11 protein-coding genes are annotated in these 14,550 nt (G+C 67.7%); 8 read left to right on the top strand and 3 right to left on the bottom strand.

Annotated elements, in window-relative coordinates; genetic code table 11:
* Positions 1-22 precede the first annotated feature (22 nt).
* From CJ179_RS46195 to CJ179_RS46165, 8 genes are all read left to right on the top strand, one after another.
* Positions 23-433, top strand: a complete 411-nt coding sequence (locus CJ179_RS46195; protein ID WP_095865890.1) for a cupin domain-containing protein — start codon at positions 23-25, stop codon at positions 431-433.
* A 53-nt stretch (positions 434-486) separates the two neighbouring features.
* Positions 487-1,440, top strand: coding sequence for an NADP-dependent oxidoreductase (locus CJ179_RS46190; RefSeq protein WP_072944037.1), 954 nt, complete (start codon positions 487-489; stop codon positions 1,438-1,440).
* A gap of 38 nt (positions 1,441-1,478) precedes the next feature.
* Positions 1,479-2,141 carry an MFS transporter gene (locus CJ179_RS52390; protein WP_218834929.1) on the top strand — a complete coding sequence of 221 codons (663 nt, stop codon included), beginning with the start codon at positions 1,479-1,481 and terminating at the stop codon, positions 2,139-2,141.
* Positions 2,142-2,212: 71 nt separating this feature from the next.
* A complete protein-coding gene (locus CJ179_RS52385; protein WP_218834928.1) occupies positions 2,213-2,698 on the top strand; it encodes a hypothetical protein in 486 nt (161 codons plus the stop codon).
* Positions 2,699-2,753: 55 nt separating this feature from the next.
* Positions 2,754-3,593, top strand: coding sequence for an NmrA/HSCARG family protein (locus tag CJ179_RS46180; protein WP_095865889.1), 840 nt, complete (start codon positions 2,754-2,756; stop codon positions 3,591-3,593).
* Positions 3,594-3,699: 106 nt separating this feature from the next.
* Positions 3,700-4,554, top strand: a complete 855-nt coding sequence (locus CJ179_RS46175) for a tryptophan 2,3-dioxygenase (RefSeq protein ID WP_095865888.1) — start codon at positions 3,700-3,702, stop codon at positions 4,552-4,554.
* Entirely contained in the window at positions 4,551-5,786 is a 1,236-nt protein-coding gene (locus CJ179_RS46170) for a kynureninase (RefSeq protein ID WP_095865887.1), read from the top strand. The genes CJ179_RS46175 and CJ179_RS46170 overlap by 4 nt, the downstream gene beginning before the upstream one ends.
* Positions 5,770-6,633, top strand: coding sequence for a PaaX family transcriptional regulator C-terminal domain-containing protein (locus tag CJ179_RS46165; protein WP_095865886.1), 864 nt, complete (start codon positions 5,770-5,772; stop codon positions 6,631-6,633). Before CJ179_RS46170 ends, CJ179_RS46165 begins: the two co-directional genes overlap by 17 nt.
* A 5-nt stretch (positions 6,634-6,638) precedes the next feature.
* On the opposite strand, the gene CJ179_RS46160 is transcribed toward CJ179_RS46165, so the two are convergent.
* Genes CJ179_RS46160 through CJ179_RS46150 form a run of 3 tightly spaced genes read right to left on the bottom strand, consistent with a single transcriptional unit; the run spans position 6,639 to position 14,396 of the window.
* On the bottom strand, positions 6,639-7,088 hold the full coding sequence (locus tag CJ179_RS46160; RefSeq protein ID WP_072944048.1) for a flavodoxin domain-containing protein: 450 nt from the start codon (positions 7,086-7,088) through the stop codon (positions 6,639-6,641).
* Between the two features lie 34 nt (positions 7,089-7,122).
* Positions 7,123-8,892 (bottom strand): sulfite reductase subunit alpha, encoded by a 1,770-nt coding sequence (locus tag CJ179_RS46155; protein WP_095865885.1) that lies wholly within the window; start codon positions 8,890-8,892, stop codon positions 7,123-7,125.
* On the bottom strand, positions 8,889-14,396 hold the full coding sequence (locus CJ179_RS46150; RefSeq protein ID WP_095865884.1) for a glutamate synthase-related protein: 5,508 nt from the start codon (positions 14,394-14,396) through the stop codon (positions 8,889-8,891). Before CJ179_RS46150 ends, CJ179_RS46155 begins: the two co-directional genes overlap by 4 nt.
* Positions 14,397-14,550 lie beyond the last annotated feature (154 nt).

Below are 14,550 nucleotides of genomic sequence, written 5' to 3'. Positions count from 1 at the left end.
GCTACCGTACTAGCCTCAGAGCATGCTGAATGCCGGAAACGTCAAGGTCACCGATCTGCTCTGCGCCACCCCGCCCGCGATTCCCGAGGGTTCGCACGCGATGACACAACTGGTCGAACTCCCACCGGCCGATCCTGGACTCTCGCCGCATCGCCACTCCGGACCGGTGTTCGGCTACGTACTGGAGGGCAGCATCTTCTTCGAATTGGAAGGCGAAGAACCCAGGGTAATCGTTGCGGGCGAGGCATTCTGGGAACCCGGCGGTGACGTCGTGCACTACCAGGTCTCCAATCCCGATCCACAGGCCTGGAGCCGGTTCGTCGCCGTGTGCATCTGCGCTCCCGACGTGGACATGATCACCATGCTCGAACCGGAAGAGATCATTGCCCGCGACTATCTGCGCCACCCCAGCGCACGTCAGCACCAGGGCTGAGCACCGCCGCGACGACACGTCGCGCAATCGAAACGAAACGAAGTGAGGTTTTCATGCAAGCGGTCATCGCGTCCGACCACAAATCCGGTGTCAGTGGACTGTCGGTGGCGGAAGTTCCGTACCCTCATGCGGCAGAGAACGACGTCATCGTCCGCGTTCACGCCGCGAGCTTCACACCCGGTGAGCTCGACTGGCCCGGCACCTGGTCCGACCGTGCGGGGCGCGACCGGGCACCATCCATTCCCGGACACGAAGTCTCCGGAGTCGTCGCTGAATTGGGTTATGGCACGACCGGTCTGACAATCGGTCAGCGCGTGTTCGGGGTCGCCGACTGGACCCGTAACGGTACGCTCGCGGAGTACGTCGCGGTCGAGGCCCGAAACCTGGCGCCGCTGTCTAGCGGAGTCGATCACACCGTGGCCGCCGCCCTGCCGATCTCCGGGCTCACCGCGTGGCAGGCGCTGTTCGATCACGGGCGACTCGCCGCGGGTCAGACCGTACTGATCCATGGTGCGGCCGGCGCGGTCGGTTCGATGGCAGTGCAACTGGCGCTCGAGGCGGGCGCCCGGGTCATCGGCACCGGTCGTGCTCGGCACGGTGACACGGTTCTCGGTCTCGGCGCCCACGCTTTCGTGGATCTTGATCGGCACCGGCTCGAAGATCTCGACGAGGTCGACGTGGTACTCGATGTCATCGGCGGCGAAACACTCGACCGTTCAGCGAAACTGGTGCGTCCCGGTGGTGTCCTCGTCACCATCGCGGAGCCCCCTCGGGTGATGCCCGAGCAGGGACGGGCGATATTCTTCGTCGTCGAATCCGATCGTGAGTGCCTGGTCCGCCTCGAGCGCCGGGTCCGTGACGGTCGTCTGCGGCCACCTGCAACAAGCGTGCGGCCTCTCTCCGAAGCTGTCGCTGCCTTCGATTCCCAGCACGGTGCGGGCAAGCCGGTCATCCGGATAGCGGCAGATGATCTGGGGTGCACCGGATCACGGGCAGAAGGACATTGACGGCTATCCGCCTTCCCCCTTTCACGAAGGAACATTCGATGCCCCAGTACCTCGACGGTCGACGCGTCCCATTCGACAGCACCGACCCCAACTCCACAGGACGCGTAGCCGTCATCGTCCTGTTTTCGGCCGTTGTCGCCATGCTCCTTCTCATGGCGCCCGCCGCGGCAAGCCAACTGCAACTGCACCTCGCACTGAGTCCGTCGCAGACGGGTGATCTGTTCGCTGCGGAGCTCGGTGCGATGAGTATCGCGTCGATTCCCGCGCTGTGGTGGATGAAGAAGTACAACCTCCGCACGATGTCCACGATCTTCGGGACGATCTTCATCATCGGCAATATCGGCTCGGCCTACATCGGCGACTATGGGACTCTTGTTGCGGTTCGATTCCTGACCTCCCTTGCGGGCGGATCGCTGATGGTCCTGTGCATGTCACTCGCAGCCCAGACCAGGGACCGCAACCGTGTCTACGGCCTGTGGCTGATGGGGCAACTCTGCTTCGGTGCGATCGGACTGGCCGTACTCCCGAAGTTCTTCGACACCTTCGGGATCGGCATCGCATATTGGGTTCTCGCCGTTCTCATGATGGTCGTCCTCCCACTCGTCCGCTTCCTGCCGCAACGCACATTTTCGCGGGCCGCGCCGGCGCCGAAGACTCGGTCCCCACACCCAACTACGCTCTCCGTGCGACCCTGGGCCTGATTGCGCTGCTTGCCTTCTACGTCAGCCTCAGCGGCATCTGGACGTTCCTCGGTGGCATCGCGGGCGCGTCGATGATCGACAACGAAACCTCGAGCGTGATCCTGTCGATCGCCACCGTGCTCGGCATCGCAGGATCGGTCGGGGCCACCGTTCTGGGTGCACGCCCGAGCACCCGAATCAATCTCCTCGTGGGCTACCTCGCGATGACCCTGTCGGTCGCTCTGCTGGCGGGAATACCCGGGGTTCTCCGATTCACTCTGGCCGCGTTGCTCTTCAAGTTCACCTGGACCTTCATCCTGCCTTACCTCATGGCCACCCTCTCCGGGTTGGATCGGTCCGGGCAGCTGGTGAACCTGGCCAACCTCGCGATCGGCGGCGGATTCGCACTCGGCCCGTTGATGGGTGGACGCCTCGTCGAAAGCGCCGGAGGGTACGGCACGCTCATCGCGGTCAGCGTCGCAGGACTGGTCCTGTCCCTGGTGCTGATCCTCGTCGCTCAACCCCAGCGCACCGCTGCCGCGAACTCCACGGTCGCGGTGTCCCACATGGTCGAGTAGTCCGAGGGGCGGGCAGGGCCTGCGAGTACGCTGGCGCGGTCGAGAAGGAGAGGTTGTGCCCATGAGTGAGCCGTACGCAGTCGTCGGAGCGACGGGTGGTCAAGGAGGCGCTGTCGTCGACGCGCTGCTCGAGCGAGGGCGTGAGGTCCGAGCGCTCGTCCGTCGAAGCTCCTCTCGCTCAGAGGCGTTGCGCCTGCGAGGCGTCGACATCGCCGTGGCCGACATCACCGACCGGGCGGCGATCGCGTCTGCGGTCGACGGGTGTGCGGGCGTGTTCGCCATGACAACGCCTTTCGAAGACGGCCCGGAGGCGGAGATCGCTCAGGGCGCCGCGCTCGTCGACGCGTTCGGTGATTCCGGTGTTCCCCACGTGGTGTTCTCTTCGGTGGCCGACGCGGACAAGAGCACCGGGGTGCCACATTTCGAGACGAAGGCCGTGACCGAGGCGTTGCTGCGAGAATCATCGGTCTCGTACACGATCGTCGGGCCGACCTACTTCTACGACAACCTGCTCGGCGGCCTCGACGGCATCCGCCACGGCCGGCTCGACCTGCCTCTGCCCGTCGATACCCCGCTGCAGCAGTTGTCGCGCCGAGACCTCGGTCGGTTCGTCGCCCTCGTGTTCGACGATCCGGACCGATTTGCCGGGACGAGAGTCGACCTGGCTTCGGATGATCCGACGCCACGTCGAATGGCCGAGGTGCTCGGTGAGGTGCTGGGCACACAGGTACATGCGCATTCGTCCGACGCGGACGCCATCGCATCGCCGGACATGCGCGCGATGTTCCGCTTCCTCACCGACACGGGGTACGACGCGAACATCGGCGAACTGCGCCGGCTCTACCCCGAGGTGGGCTGGCAGAGCTTCGCCGATTGGGCGGCCGAGTTGGCCTGAGGTCCGCGGCGAGCATCGGCGCGTATTCGACGACTGTGGCGGTCGCCACGATTATGTAATATGGAGGTCGGAGCCCGGTACTCGAACACCAGCAGTGAGGACGGCCATGGGCGTGCAGGCCAACACCAGAGCCATCGAGAAAGAGATCGTCACCGATTTCAGCGAGCGGATGAGTTACGGCTCGTACCTGGACCTCGACACCCTGCTGAGCGCGCAGAAACCGGTGAGCAGGCCCGAGCATCACGACGAACTGCTGTTCATCATCCAGCACCAGACCACCGAACTCTGGCTGAAGCTCGTCCTGCACGAAACCCTCGCGGCCCGGGACGCGTTCGATGCGGACGACATCGGCAGGGCGCTCAAGTGCGTGGCGCGCGTCAAGCACATCCAGAAGACGCTGACCGAGCAGTGGTCGGTGCTGGCCACGCTGACGCCCACCGAGTACTCCGAGTTCCGGCAGTTCCTCGGCAATTCGTCCGGGTTCCAGTCCTATCAGTACCGCGCCGTCGAGTTCGTGCTCGGCAACAAGAACGCCGGAATGCTGAAGGTGTTCGAGGCCGATCCCGCCGCCCACGAACTGCTCGACCGGCTGCTCCGTGAGCCGAGTCTGTACGACGCGTTCTGGCAGTGCCTGTCGCGGCTCGGGTACGACGTGCCGGCGTCCGCGCTGCACCGCGACGTGACCGCCGCCTACAGCCTGAACGACGACCTGATGCCGCTGATCAAGTTCGTGTACGAGAACTCCAAGGAGCACTGGGCCGTCTACGAGGCGTTCGAGGAGTTCGTCGACCTCGAGGAGAACTTTCAGCTGTGGCGCTTCCGCCACATGCGCACGGTGCTGCGGACCATCGGGATGAAGTCCGGAACGGGAGGATCCAGCGGTGTCGGGTTCCTGCAGAAGGCCCTCGAACTGACGTTCTTCCCGGAACTGCTGGCCGTGCGCACCGAGATCGGGCGATGATGACCGCGTCGACGGATGTGCTGGCGGCCCGGGCCGGGGAACTCGACGCCGCGGACCCGCTGCGCGCGTACCGCGACCTGTTCATCGGAGCCGACGACCCGTCGGTGCCCGCCTACCTCGACGGGAACTCGCTCGGCAGGCCCACCAAGGCGAGCGCCGAGCGCATCACCGCGTTCGTCACGCAATCGTGGGGCGGCCGGCTGATCCGCGGGTGGGACGAGGAGTGGTACGAACTGCCGATCACGATCGGTGACACCCTCGCGCGGGTGTCGCTGGGCGCGGCCGCCGGTCAGACCACCATCGGCGACTCGACGACGGTCCTGCTGTACAAACTCGCGCGGGGTGGGCTCGCGTTGCGGCCGGGTCGCACCGAGATCGTCGTGGATCGCGACAACTTTCCGACGGACCGGTACGTGCTCGAATCCGTCGCCGGGGAACTCGGGCTCACGCTCCGGTGGATCGAATCGGATACCCGGGGCGGTGTCACCGTCGACGACCTGCAGTCGGTGGTGTCCGAACGCACCGCGCTCGTCGTTCTCAGCCACGTCGCGTACCGCTCGGGTTACCTGGTGGATGCGGCCGGGGCCGCCCGGGTGGTGCACGAGGCGGGCGGGCTCCTGCTGCTCGACCTGTGTCACTCCGTCGGCTCGGTTCCCCTCGAACTCGACGCGTGGGGGGTCGACCTGGCGGTCGGGTGCACGTACAAGTACTTGAACGGCGGACCCGGCTCACCGGCGTTCGCGTACGTCCGGGCCGACCATCAGCAGGACTTCGTGCAGCCGATCTGGGGCTGGATGGGGCGCGACGACCCGTTCGCGATGGCGCAGGGCTACGAGCCGGCGCCGGGCATCCGGCGCGTGATCAGCGGAACGCCGTCGGTCCTCGGCATGATCGCACTCCAGGACACCCTCGCGCTTCTCGACGACGTCGGGATGGACGCCGTGCGGGCCAAGTCGATCGCCCTGACCGAGTACGCACTCGACCTCGTGCGCGAGGTGCTGATTCCGCTGGGCGTGGAGATCGGATCGCCGGAGGATTCCGCCGAGCGGGGTGGTCACGTCATCATCGACCACCCGCGGTTCGAGGCCGTCGTTCAGCGACTGTGGACGAAGGGCGTCATCCCCGATTTCCGTGCCCCGCAGGGGTTGCGTCTCGGCCTGAGCCCACTGAGCACGAGCTTCGGCGAGGTGTGCGCCGGGATACTCGCGATCCGTGATGAACTCGCCGACTGAACCGGCGAGCGCGATCCTCGACGACTTCGATTCGCGACCCGGCAGCGCCACGTCGCTGATCCGAACCGTGCTCGGTGCGTACGTGCGCGACGTCGGCGGGTGGGTGGCGATCGCCGATTTCGTGGAAGTGATGCAGGCGGTCGGTATCCCGCCCGAGTCGACGCGGATCGCGGTGGCCCGGCTGAAGAAGAAGGGGGTGCTCCGACCGCGCGCCCGCGACGGCCGCAGCGGGTACGAGGTGACCGAGCAGGCCGAGTCGATGTTCACCCGCGGCGATCCGCGGATCTTCGGTTTCCGTCAGATGGCGGACACCGATCCGTGGCGGCTGATCTCGTTCACCATCCCCGAATCGCAACGGGCGGCGCGGCACCAGTTGCGCAGACGGCTCGGCTGGATCGGGTGCGGAACCGTGTCGCCGGGGCTGTGGATTGCCCCCGAACACCTCGCAACCGAGGTCGGGGACATCGTCGACGCGCTGGGCCTGTCCGAGTACGTGACCACGTTCGTGTCCACGTCGGTGTTCGTCCCCGATTCGATGGGGGACGCGGCGGCCCGGTGGTGGGATCTGGGTGGCATCGCCGCGCGGCACCGCGATTTCCTGGACCACCACCGGGTCGCGCTCTCAGCGCCGGAGGAGGTGTCGCCGCGCGACGCGTTCGTCCGCTTCGTGCCGCTGCTCGACGAATGGCGCATCATCCCGTACATCGACCCGGGCCTGCCGGGCGCAATGCTGCCCGCGGACTGGCCCGGCGCCGACAGCGTTCACCTGTTCGTGTCGGCGCGGGACCGCTACCTCGCCGGGAGCCGCGACTGGGTGCGGAGCGTGCAGTCGCGACTCCCGGTCTGAGGGTGTCAGCCCAGGAATTCCTCGCCGATGTTCTTGGCCCACTCCTCGGCCTGATCCTTCGGGCGGACGGAGCTGGAGCCGTCGTGCCTGCCGTGTTCGCCGACCTGGACCGCGCCGAGGGAGATCAGCTTCTCGGCCATGATCTCGCCGCCGCGGTTGTACGTCTCCTCGTACACCTTGTCGCCGAGACCGAACAGCGCGAACTGCATGCCGGTGAGGTCGGGTTCGTCCTCCTCGAGCCCTTCGAAGAAGGGTTCCGCGCCGGTGGGCAGCTCGCCCTCACCGTACGTGGAGCACACGATGACGTGGAAGTTCTCGGGGTCGAGATCGCCCGCATCGAATTCCATCATGTCGTACAGGGACGTGTCGCCGTAGTCGCCGAGCACGTCGGCGATGTTGTCGGCCACCAGTTCGGAGGTTCCGCCCTCGCTGCCGTACAGAATCACCACTGCCATTGTTCTTGCTCCTCGTGAGTTGCTGCCGACGTGGTCAGTACACGTCGCGCAGGTAGCGCTTTTCCTTCTTGAGCTTGGTCACGTAGTCGGCGGCCTGCTCGGTGGAAAGGGTGCCATGGGTGGCGATCACGTCGTGCAGTGCCCGGTCGACGTCCTTCGCCATGCGGGTGGCGTCGCCGCACACGTAGAAGTGGCCGCCGTCCTCGAGCCAGGCGAACAACTCGGCGCCGTTCTCGATCATCCGGTTCTGCACGTAGATCTTCTCCGCCTGGTCGCGGGAGAAGGCGAGGTCGAGGCGGGTGAGCAGACCGCTGTCGCTCATCGCGCCGATCTCCTCCTCGTAGATGTAGTCCGACGCGCGGTGCTGGTCGCCGAAGAACAGCCAGTTGCGTCCCGACGCGCCCCGCGCCTGCCGCTCCTGCAGGAACGCGCGGAACGGCGCGATGCCGGTGCCCGGGCCGACCATGATCATCGGTGCGTCGTCGTCCGCGGGGACCCGGAACGACTTGTTCTTCGACACGAAGATCCCGCCGTTGCCGCCCTCGGCGATCCGATCGGCGAGGAAGGTGGAGCACACGCCGCCGCGGTCGCGTCCGGCCGAGCTGTGGCGGACGCTGGCGACGGTCAGGTGCACGCTGCCCGGGTTGGCCAGCGGGCTGGAGGAGATGGAGTACGCCCGGTGCTGCAACGGCTTCAGCAGTCCGACGAACTCGTCCGCCGTCAGCGTCACCGACGGTTCGAGGAGCAGCAGGTCGAGCACGTCCTTGCCCCACAACCACGCGTCGAGGGCTTCCTTGTCGCCGTGCCGCAGCACGTGACTCAGCTCCTCGTCGCCCGCCCGCTTCTCGATCTCGTCGATGAATTCGTGGCTCGGCGTGGAGATCTCGTACCCGTGCAGCAGTAGGTCGCTGAACGGCCGCTCCTTGCCGGTGACGGCGGCATCGGCCGGGATGCCCAGCCGTGCGACGAGGGCGTCGACGAGGGCGGGATCGTTGATCGGCATCACACCGAGCGCGTCACCGGCCTCGTATTCGAGACCGCTGTCGGCGAGCGCGAACTCGTAGTGGCGGATCTCCTTCGCGGACGTGTCGCTCGACAGCCGCCGGTTCACGGACAGCGTGGAACTGTAGGGGTTCTTGCGGTTCCACTGCGACCGTGTGCGGGCCGGCTTCGTCACCGGCTCGGCGACGTCGGCGACGGCGGACTCGCCGCGAATGCCCTCGACGGCCGCGAACAGCGGCAGCGTGTCGGCGACCCACGCGGCAGCGGCGTCCTCGTAGTCGACGTCGCAGTCGACCCGCGGCGTCACACGGTGGGCCCCGAGCTGCTCGAGCCTCGTGTCGATCATCTTGCCCGCCTGGCAGTACCCGTCGTACCCGGTATCGCCGAGTGCCAGGACCGCGAAGTCGGTGGTCTCGAGCCTCGGTGCGGTCTCGGCGGCCAGCGCCTGCCAGAACAGTTCGGCGTTGTCGGGCATCTCGCCCTCACCGTAGGTGGAGGTGACGACGAGGACGCGCTGCATCGCGGCGAGTGCGTCCGTGTCGACGTCGTCGAGGGCGCTCACGACCGGCGCGAAGCCGTGCGAACGTGCCGCGGCCGCAGCGTCTTCCGCGACCCCCTCGGCGTTCCCGGTCTGGCTGCCGTACAGCACGTGCATGGCGGGCAGCTGCCCACCGGCCGCCGCGGCGGGCGCGTCGGAGCCGCCGACGACCAGACGCGAACTCATTCCGGCGAGAAAGCCGGTGAGCCAGACGCGCTGGTCCTCGCTGAACGGGGCGTCCTGGGGGATGTAGGGCAATTTCATGAGGGCACCACGTCTTTCGTGGAGATGTCTCTCGTGGGGATCAGATCGGGGAGGGCGTGCTGCGCGAACAGCTCCTCGAAACCGGGCAGCCGGCCGATCTTGTCGACGTTCTTCGCATCCTGGTGCAGGATCCAGCCGTACGTGCCGGGGGCGTCGATGGACCGGACGTTGCGGCGGCGCAGCGCATCCTTGTAGTCGGCGAGCCGCTTGGCCGCCACCATCACGGCCAGATCCTCGTCGCTGTAGTCCTTCAACGCTTCCCGTGCGTACCGCTGCAACCGCTGCATGAGGAAGAAGTCCTCGGTGAGCAGCAGGTTGCGGACGGCCTTGTCGACGGCCGGGTCGGACGGATCCGTGACACCGGGCAGCTTGGACAGCGCCATCTCCTGCGCCGCGTTCAGCACGGTGTAGTTGTTCAGCAGTGCGAACATCGCCTCGGTGTCGGCCTCGCCGTAGCCGGGCACGGCGCCGTCCAGCACGGCGTGACCGTCCCGGTAGTCCAGCTTGAACTTGCGCACCTGGTGCCCGACCAGTGCGGCGGCGAGTTCGTCGGCCAGGTCCTTGCGGGGCTTGGCCTTCAGGATCTCGTCGCTGTCCTGGTACTGCAGCAGCGCGCGCGGCATGCCGTACACGAAGTGGTGCTGCTCGGTCTCCCAGTTCGCCAGCAGCCACGCCGCCTTGGCGGAGCCGGTGGCCTCGAGGTGCCACCCGAGCAGCACGTGCACGGCCTGACGGTGCAGCGCGGCGTGCTCGTCGTCGCCGGTGATCGAGCCGAGCAGGATCGAGTCGGCGCTGGCCTTGCCGGGCAACTCGTTCTCGGGGTCGTACTGGTAGACGAAGCCGCCGCTCATGCCGTTGCCGAGGCCCTTGCCGAAGCCGCCGAGGTTGAGGACGGCACCGTTGGTCATGTACTCGCAGGCGAAGTCGCCGACACCCTCGACGACCGCGGTGGCACCCGAATTGCGCACGGCGAAGCGGTCACCCGCCTGGCCCTCGACGAACGTGCGGCCACCGGTGGCGCCGAACAGCGCGAAGTTGCCGATCAGCACGTTGCCGCCGTGGCGGTCCGAACCGCCACCGGGGGAGCTCACGACGATGCTGCCGCCGTTGGCGCCCTTACCGACGCCGTCGTTGGCGGTGCCGGTGTGGACCAGGGCCATGCCGTCGTTGCAGAACGCGCCGTACGACAGGCCCGCGGACCCGGACGTGGCGATCCGGACGCTGCCGTCGCGCAGGTAGCCGCGACCGCGTTCGTCGCGGAGCACGGCGGGCAGCGCGACCTCGGTGAGCTCGTGATTGAGCATCCGCTCGATGTCGACCGCCAGCTGGGCGCCGACGCTCTTGTTGCGGTTGCTCAGGTGCACGCCGTCGCCGAGTTCGACGGTGGCCTCGCCCTGCTCGATCAGCGCGGCACGCAGCTGCACGAGCCAGCCGTCGTCGAGCGTGTAGTCCTTCTCCAGGTACACCGGATCGCCGATGGTGACCTCGTCGACCACGGCGAGCATCGCGCGCAGGTCGAGCTGACCGACGCTGGACGGGTGGTCCAGGAGCTGCAGCAGATCCGAGCGTCCCCGGGCCTCGCGCAGCGAGGACATGCCCAGCTCGGCCAGCACCTCACGGGTCTCGTGCGCGATGTTGAGCAGGTACTGCGCCATCGCCCGCGGGTCACCGTCGAACAGCTCGGGGTTGGTGGTCAGGCCGGCCGGGCACTTGATGTTGCAGTTCTTGGCCATGACGCACTTGAGCATCATCAGGGCGGTGGTGCCGAACTCGAAGCTGTCGGCGCCGAGCAACGCCGACTTCACGACGTCGCTCGCGGTCTGGTGCGCGCCGGAACAGCGGAGCAGCACCTTCTGCCGCAAACCGTTGGCGCACAACGCCTGATGGACCTCGGCGACCCCGATCTCCGCCGAACGTCCGGCGTACTTGAGGCTCGTCACCGCGGCGGCACCGGTGCCGCCGGTGTTGCCGGCCACGTTGATGACGTCGGCTCCCGCCTTCGCGACACCCACCGCGATGGTGCCGATGCCCTCCGAGGACACGAGCTTGACGATGACGCGGACCCGCGCCGCCTTGCAGTCGTGGATCAGCTGCGCGAGGTCCTCGATCGAGTACGTGTCGTGATGCGGTGGGGGAGAGACGAGTTCGACGCCGGGGGTGCCGCCGCGCGCGGCGGCGATCTCGACCGTGACCTTGGGTGCGGGCAGCTGCCCGCCCTCGCCGGGCTTGGCGCCCTGCGCGATCTTGATCTCGAGTTCCTCGAGCATCGGGTCGGCGAGGTAGCCGGCCCACACACCGAAGCGGCCCGACGCGAACTGCTTGATCCGGGAACCGCGGATGGTGCCGTAACGGGAGATGTGCTCGCCGCCCTCACCGCTGTTCGACATGCCGCCGACCATGTTGGTGCCGTGCGCGACGGCCTCGTGCGCGTTGGAGTTCAGCGCGCCGTGGCTCATGGCGCCGGACGTGAGGAACGGGGTGATCTCGCTGGCCTTCTGCACCCGGTCGATCGGCAGGCTCGCCGGAGCGGTGCGCAGCAGCGACAGACATCGCAGCGCCTCACCGGACGTGCGCACCACGAGGGCGTCGCCGTCGACGCGGTGCTCGCGGAGGTCGTCGCCGAACCGCATCACCAGCGATTCGCCGAGCGCGACCAGCACTTCGGCCTCGCCCGCGTGCGGTCCGGTGAGCCGGAGCCGGAACTCGTCCTCGCCGATGGCCTCGGAGGCGAGTCCGCGCACCGCGAAGCTGTTGTTGCCCTTGCGGGAGAAGCGGCCCATCTGCTTGCGGAACTCGGCCGCCGTGGTGAGGAACGTGACGTCGGCGGGCAGATCCAGGACGTCGCGCAGCGCTGCGGGACGACGGGTCCGCTCGTCGGCCATCGTCCGCGCGAACGCACGGTAGCCGGGGGTGATCTCGAAGCGGTCGATCGCCTCGTGCGTCAGCTTCTGGAATCCGGCGTTGCGGTAGGCGTCGTCGTCGAGACCGAATGCGTCCTCGAGCCGGTTCAGCGGCAGCAGTCGCAGCGATTCCGTGTGGTCCTGCGTGCCCGCCGTGTCGAATGCGATGGGTTCCTCGGTGAGGTCGACGAAGCCGCGCACGGCCGCCGTGCCGTACGAGTGGCCTGCGCCCTCCGCGCGCTCCTTGAACAGGCCGAGCAGCGGGACGTCCTTCTCCCCGGTGACCGACAGCGCGCGCTGGTGCCAGTCCGCGACGGCCTGCGCGATGACGGCGAACCCGACACCGCCGACCGGCGTCTTCACGTTCGCGAAGTAGCGGCGCAGCACCCGATCGTCCGTGTCGAGGTAGTTCGGTTCGAAGAACTCGCCGCCGATGTAACTCTCGGCGGTGCACAGGCCGACCCGGCCCATCGTCTTCATCAGCGACTTCTCGGCGGCCTTCGCGAACCGCTTGAACGCCTGGTCGGCGTCGTCGGCGAACTTCTCCTCGGCGCGCAGACGGACGGCGAGGGGGTAGATCGCGGCGGCGCCGAAACCGAGGGCGGCGGCGACGTGGTGCGAGGACGAGATCTGACCGCTCTCGGCGACGACGGACACGCGCAGGCGCAGGCCCTCCTCGATCAGCCGCTGGTTGACCGCGGAGATCGCCACGATCATCGGCAGCGCGGCGCGGTCGGTGGCCACGTGACGGTCGGTGAGGATCGCGATGCCGCCCTGCTCGCGGGCGAACGCCTCCACCTCGTCGCAGAGCCCGTCGACCGCGGCCTCGAGCGCCGCCGCGTTGGCGGCCGGGTCACCGTGCACCGGGGTGTACAGCATCGGGAATCGCTGCACCGGCGTCTCGGACTGCTTGCGGATCCGCAGCATGTCCAGGTGGGTGAGGATCGGCGAGGGCACCACGATCTGCGGGGCCGACTGCGCGCCACTGTTCGGCTTGGCGCCCAGCGCGACGCGCAGCGTCATGCCGTCGGCCTCACGGATGCTGTCCAGCGACGGGTTGGTCACCTGCGCGAAACGCTGCGAGAAGTACTTGGCGACACCACCCTCCTGATCGGAGAGCGCGTTGATGGCGTTGCCGTAGCCCATCGCGGAGATCTTCTCCTGACCCGACGCGAGCATCGGGTCCATCATGAACTTGAAGCTTTCCTGGTTGTGCGAGTACGCGACGTAGCGCTGGGTGCGCTCGAGGTCGCCGTTGTAGCGCAACGGACCCGGCTCGGCCTCGACCTCGGGCAGCGCCTCGATGGTCCGGCGCGCTTCCGCGACGAGCGTCGGGTAGTCGTTGCGGGCGGCGAGCAGTTCGAGTGCCTCGTCGGTGGAGTATGCGCGGCCCACGCGGTGGTCGAAGTACAGCATGCCGCCGGCCTCGATGCGTCCACGGTGCAGCACGGTGGCGGGGTCGAAGTCGATCTGCCCGGCCTCCGACGTGACGCACAGGTACTCGTCCGTCTCCACCGAACGCAGCGGACGCAGACCGAGCCGGTCGAGCCGGGCGCCGACGACGGTGCCGTCGCCGAAGATCAGCGCGGCCGGGCCGTCGTTCTTCTCCTCGTACAGCGAGAAGTACTCGAGCATCGCCCGCACCTCGGGTGACAGCGTGGAATCGTTCTCCCACGCCGGCGGCATCATCGACACGACCGCGGTCACCAGGTCGAGACCGTCCTCCACGACGCGGCTCTGCAGCGTCTGGTCGAGGCGACAACTGTCGGACTGACCGTGCGGACGGACGATTTCCCGGTTGCGGGCGCGGGCCAGGGCCGTCTCGGACAGGCGGTTCTTCTTGTCCGTGTTGAGCTCACCGTTGTGCGCCATCAGACGGAACGGCTGCGCCATCGTCGGATGCGGATCGGTGTTGGTGGAGAACCGGGTGTGGAAGTACAGCGTGTGGATGGCGTGCGCCGGGTCGACGAGGTCCTGGAAGTAGGGCATCACCTCGTTCGAGTTGAGGCGGCCCTTGAGCACCTGGGTGCGGGCGCTGAGCGACAGCGGGTACAGCCCGGCCAGATCAGGCTGGGTGTACGCGACGGCCTCGATCGCGAGGAGGGCGTCGTGGATGCGGCGGTCGAACTCGGTCTCGTCGGCGCACGCGTCGGGCGCGGTGAACACCCACTGCCGGATCGGCAGCTGGTGCCGGATCGCGGCGGGCCGGAGCACGGTGGCGTCGACGGGCACGTCGCGCTCGAGCAGCACCCGGAACCCCTGCTCAGCGAGAGCCCGCTCGATGACGGCCTCCGCGTCGCCGTGGAACGCGACGTCGGTGGGGAGGAAGAAGTTGCCGACCCCGAAGCGGCCCGCCTCGAGGTCGCCGTCACCGGTCAGGGCCCGGAAGTACGGCACCGACAGGTCGACGCACACGCCGGCGCCGTCGCCGACACCCTCGGCCGACATGCCACCGCGGTGAGGAACGGCACACAGGGCTTCATGGCCCCTGGCGAGGACGTCGTGGGTCTGAATGCCGTCCTTGCGGGTAATGAAGCCCACGCCGCAGCTGCTCTTGTCGAGCGTCCTGTCGTACAGGCCGGACTCGGTGGCACTCGTGTTCAACCGACTGTCTCCTCGCGATACTCGCCGAATAGGGGTCCGTGCTGGGCGCACGGGTGGCGTCGGCGAGAGGATCACGGCAGAGAACCGGCCCCGTACCGATGCGCCGGTGAGGCAGACGTCGTTGTCTGAAATGCGGACTTTGGCATGTCCACGC

The sequence above is a fragment of the Rhodococcus sp. ACS1 genome (assembly GCF_002300155.1).
Classification (GTDB): Bacteria; Actinomycetota; Actinomycetes; order Mycobacteriales; family Mycobacteriaceae; genus Rhodococcus_F; species Rhodococcus_F koreensis.
Note: the sequence above shows the minus strand (reverse complement) of the source record. Positions and strands in the feature narration are given on the sequence as shown.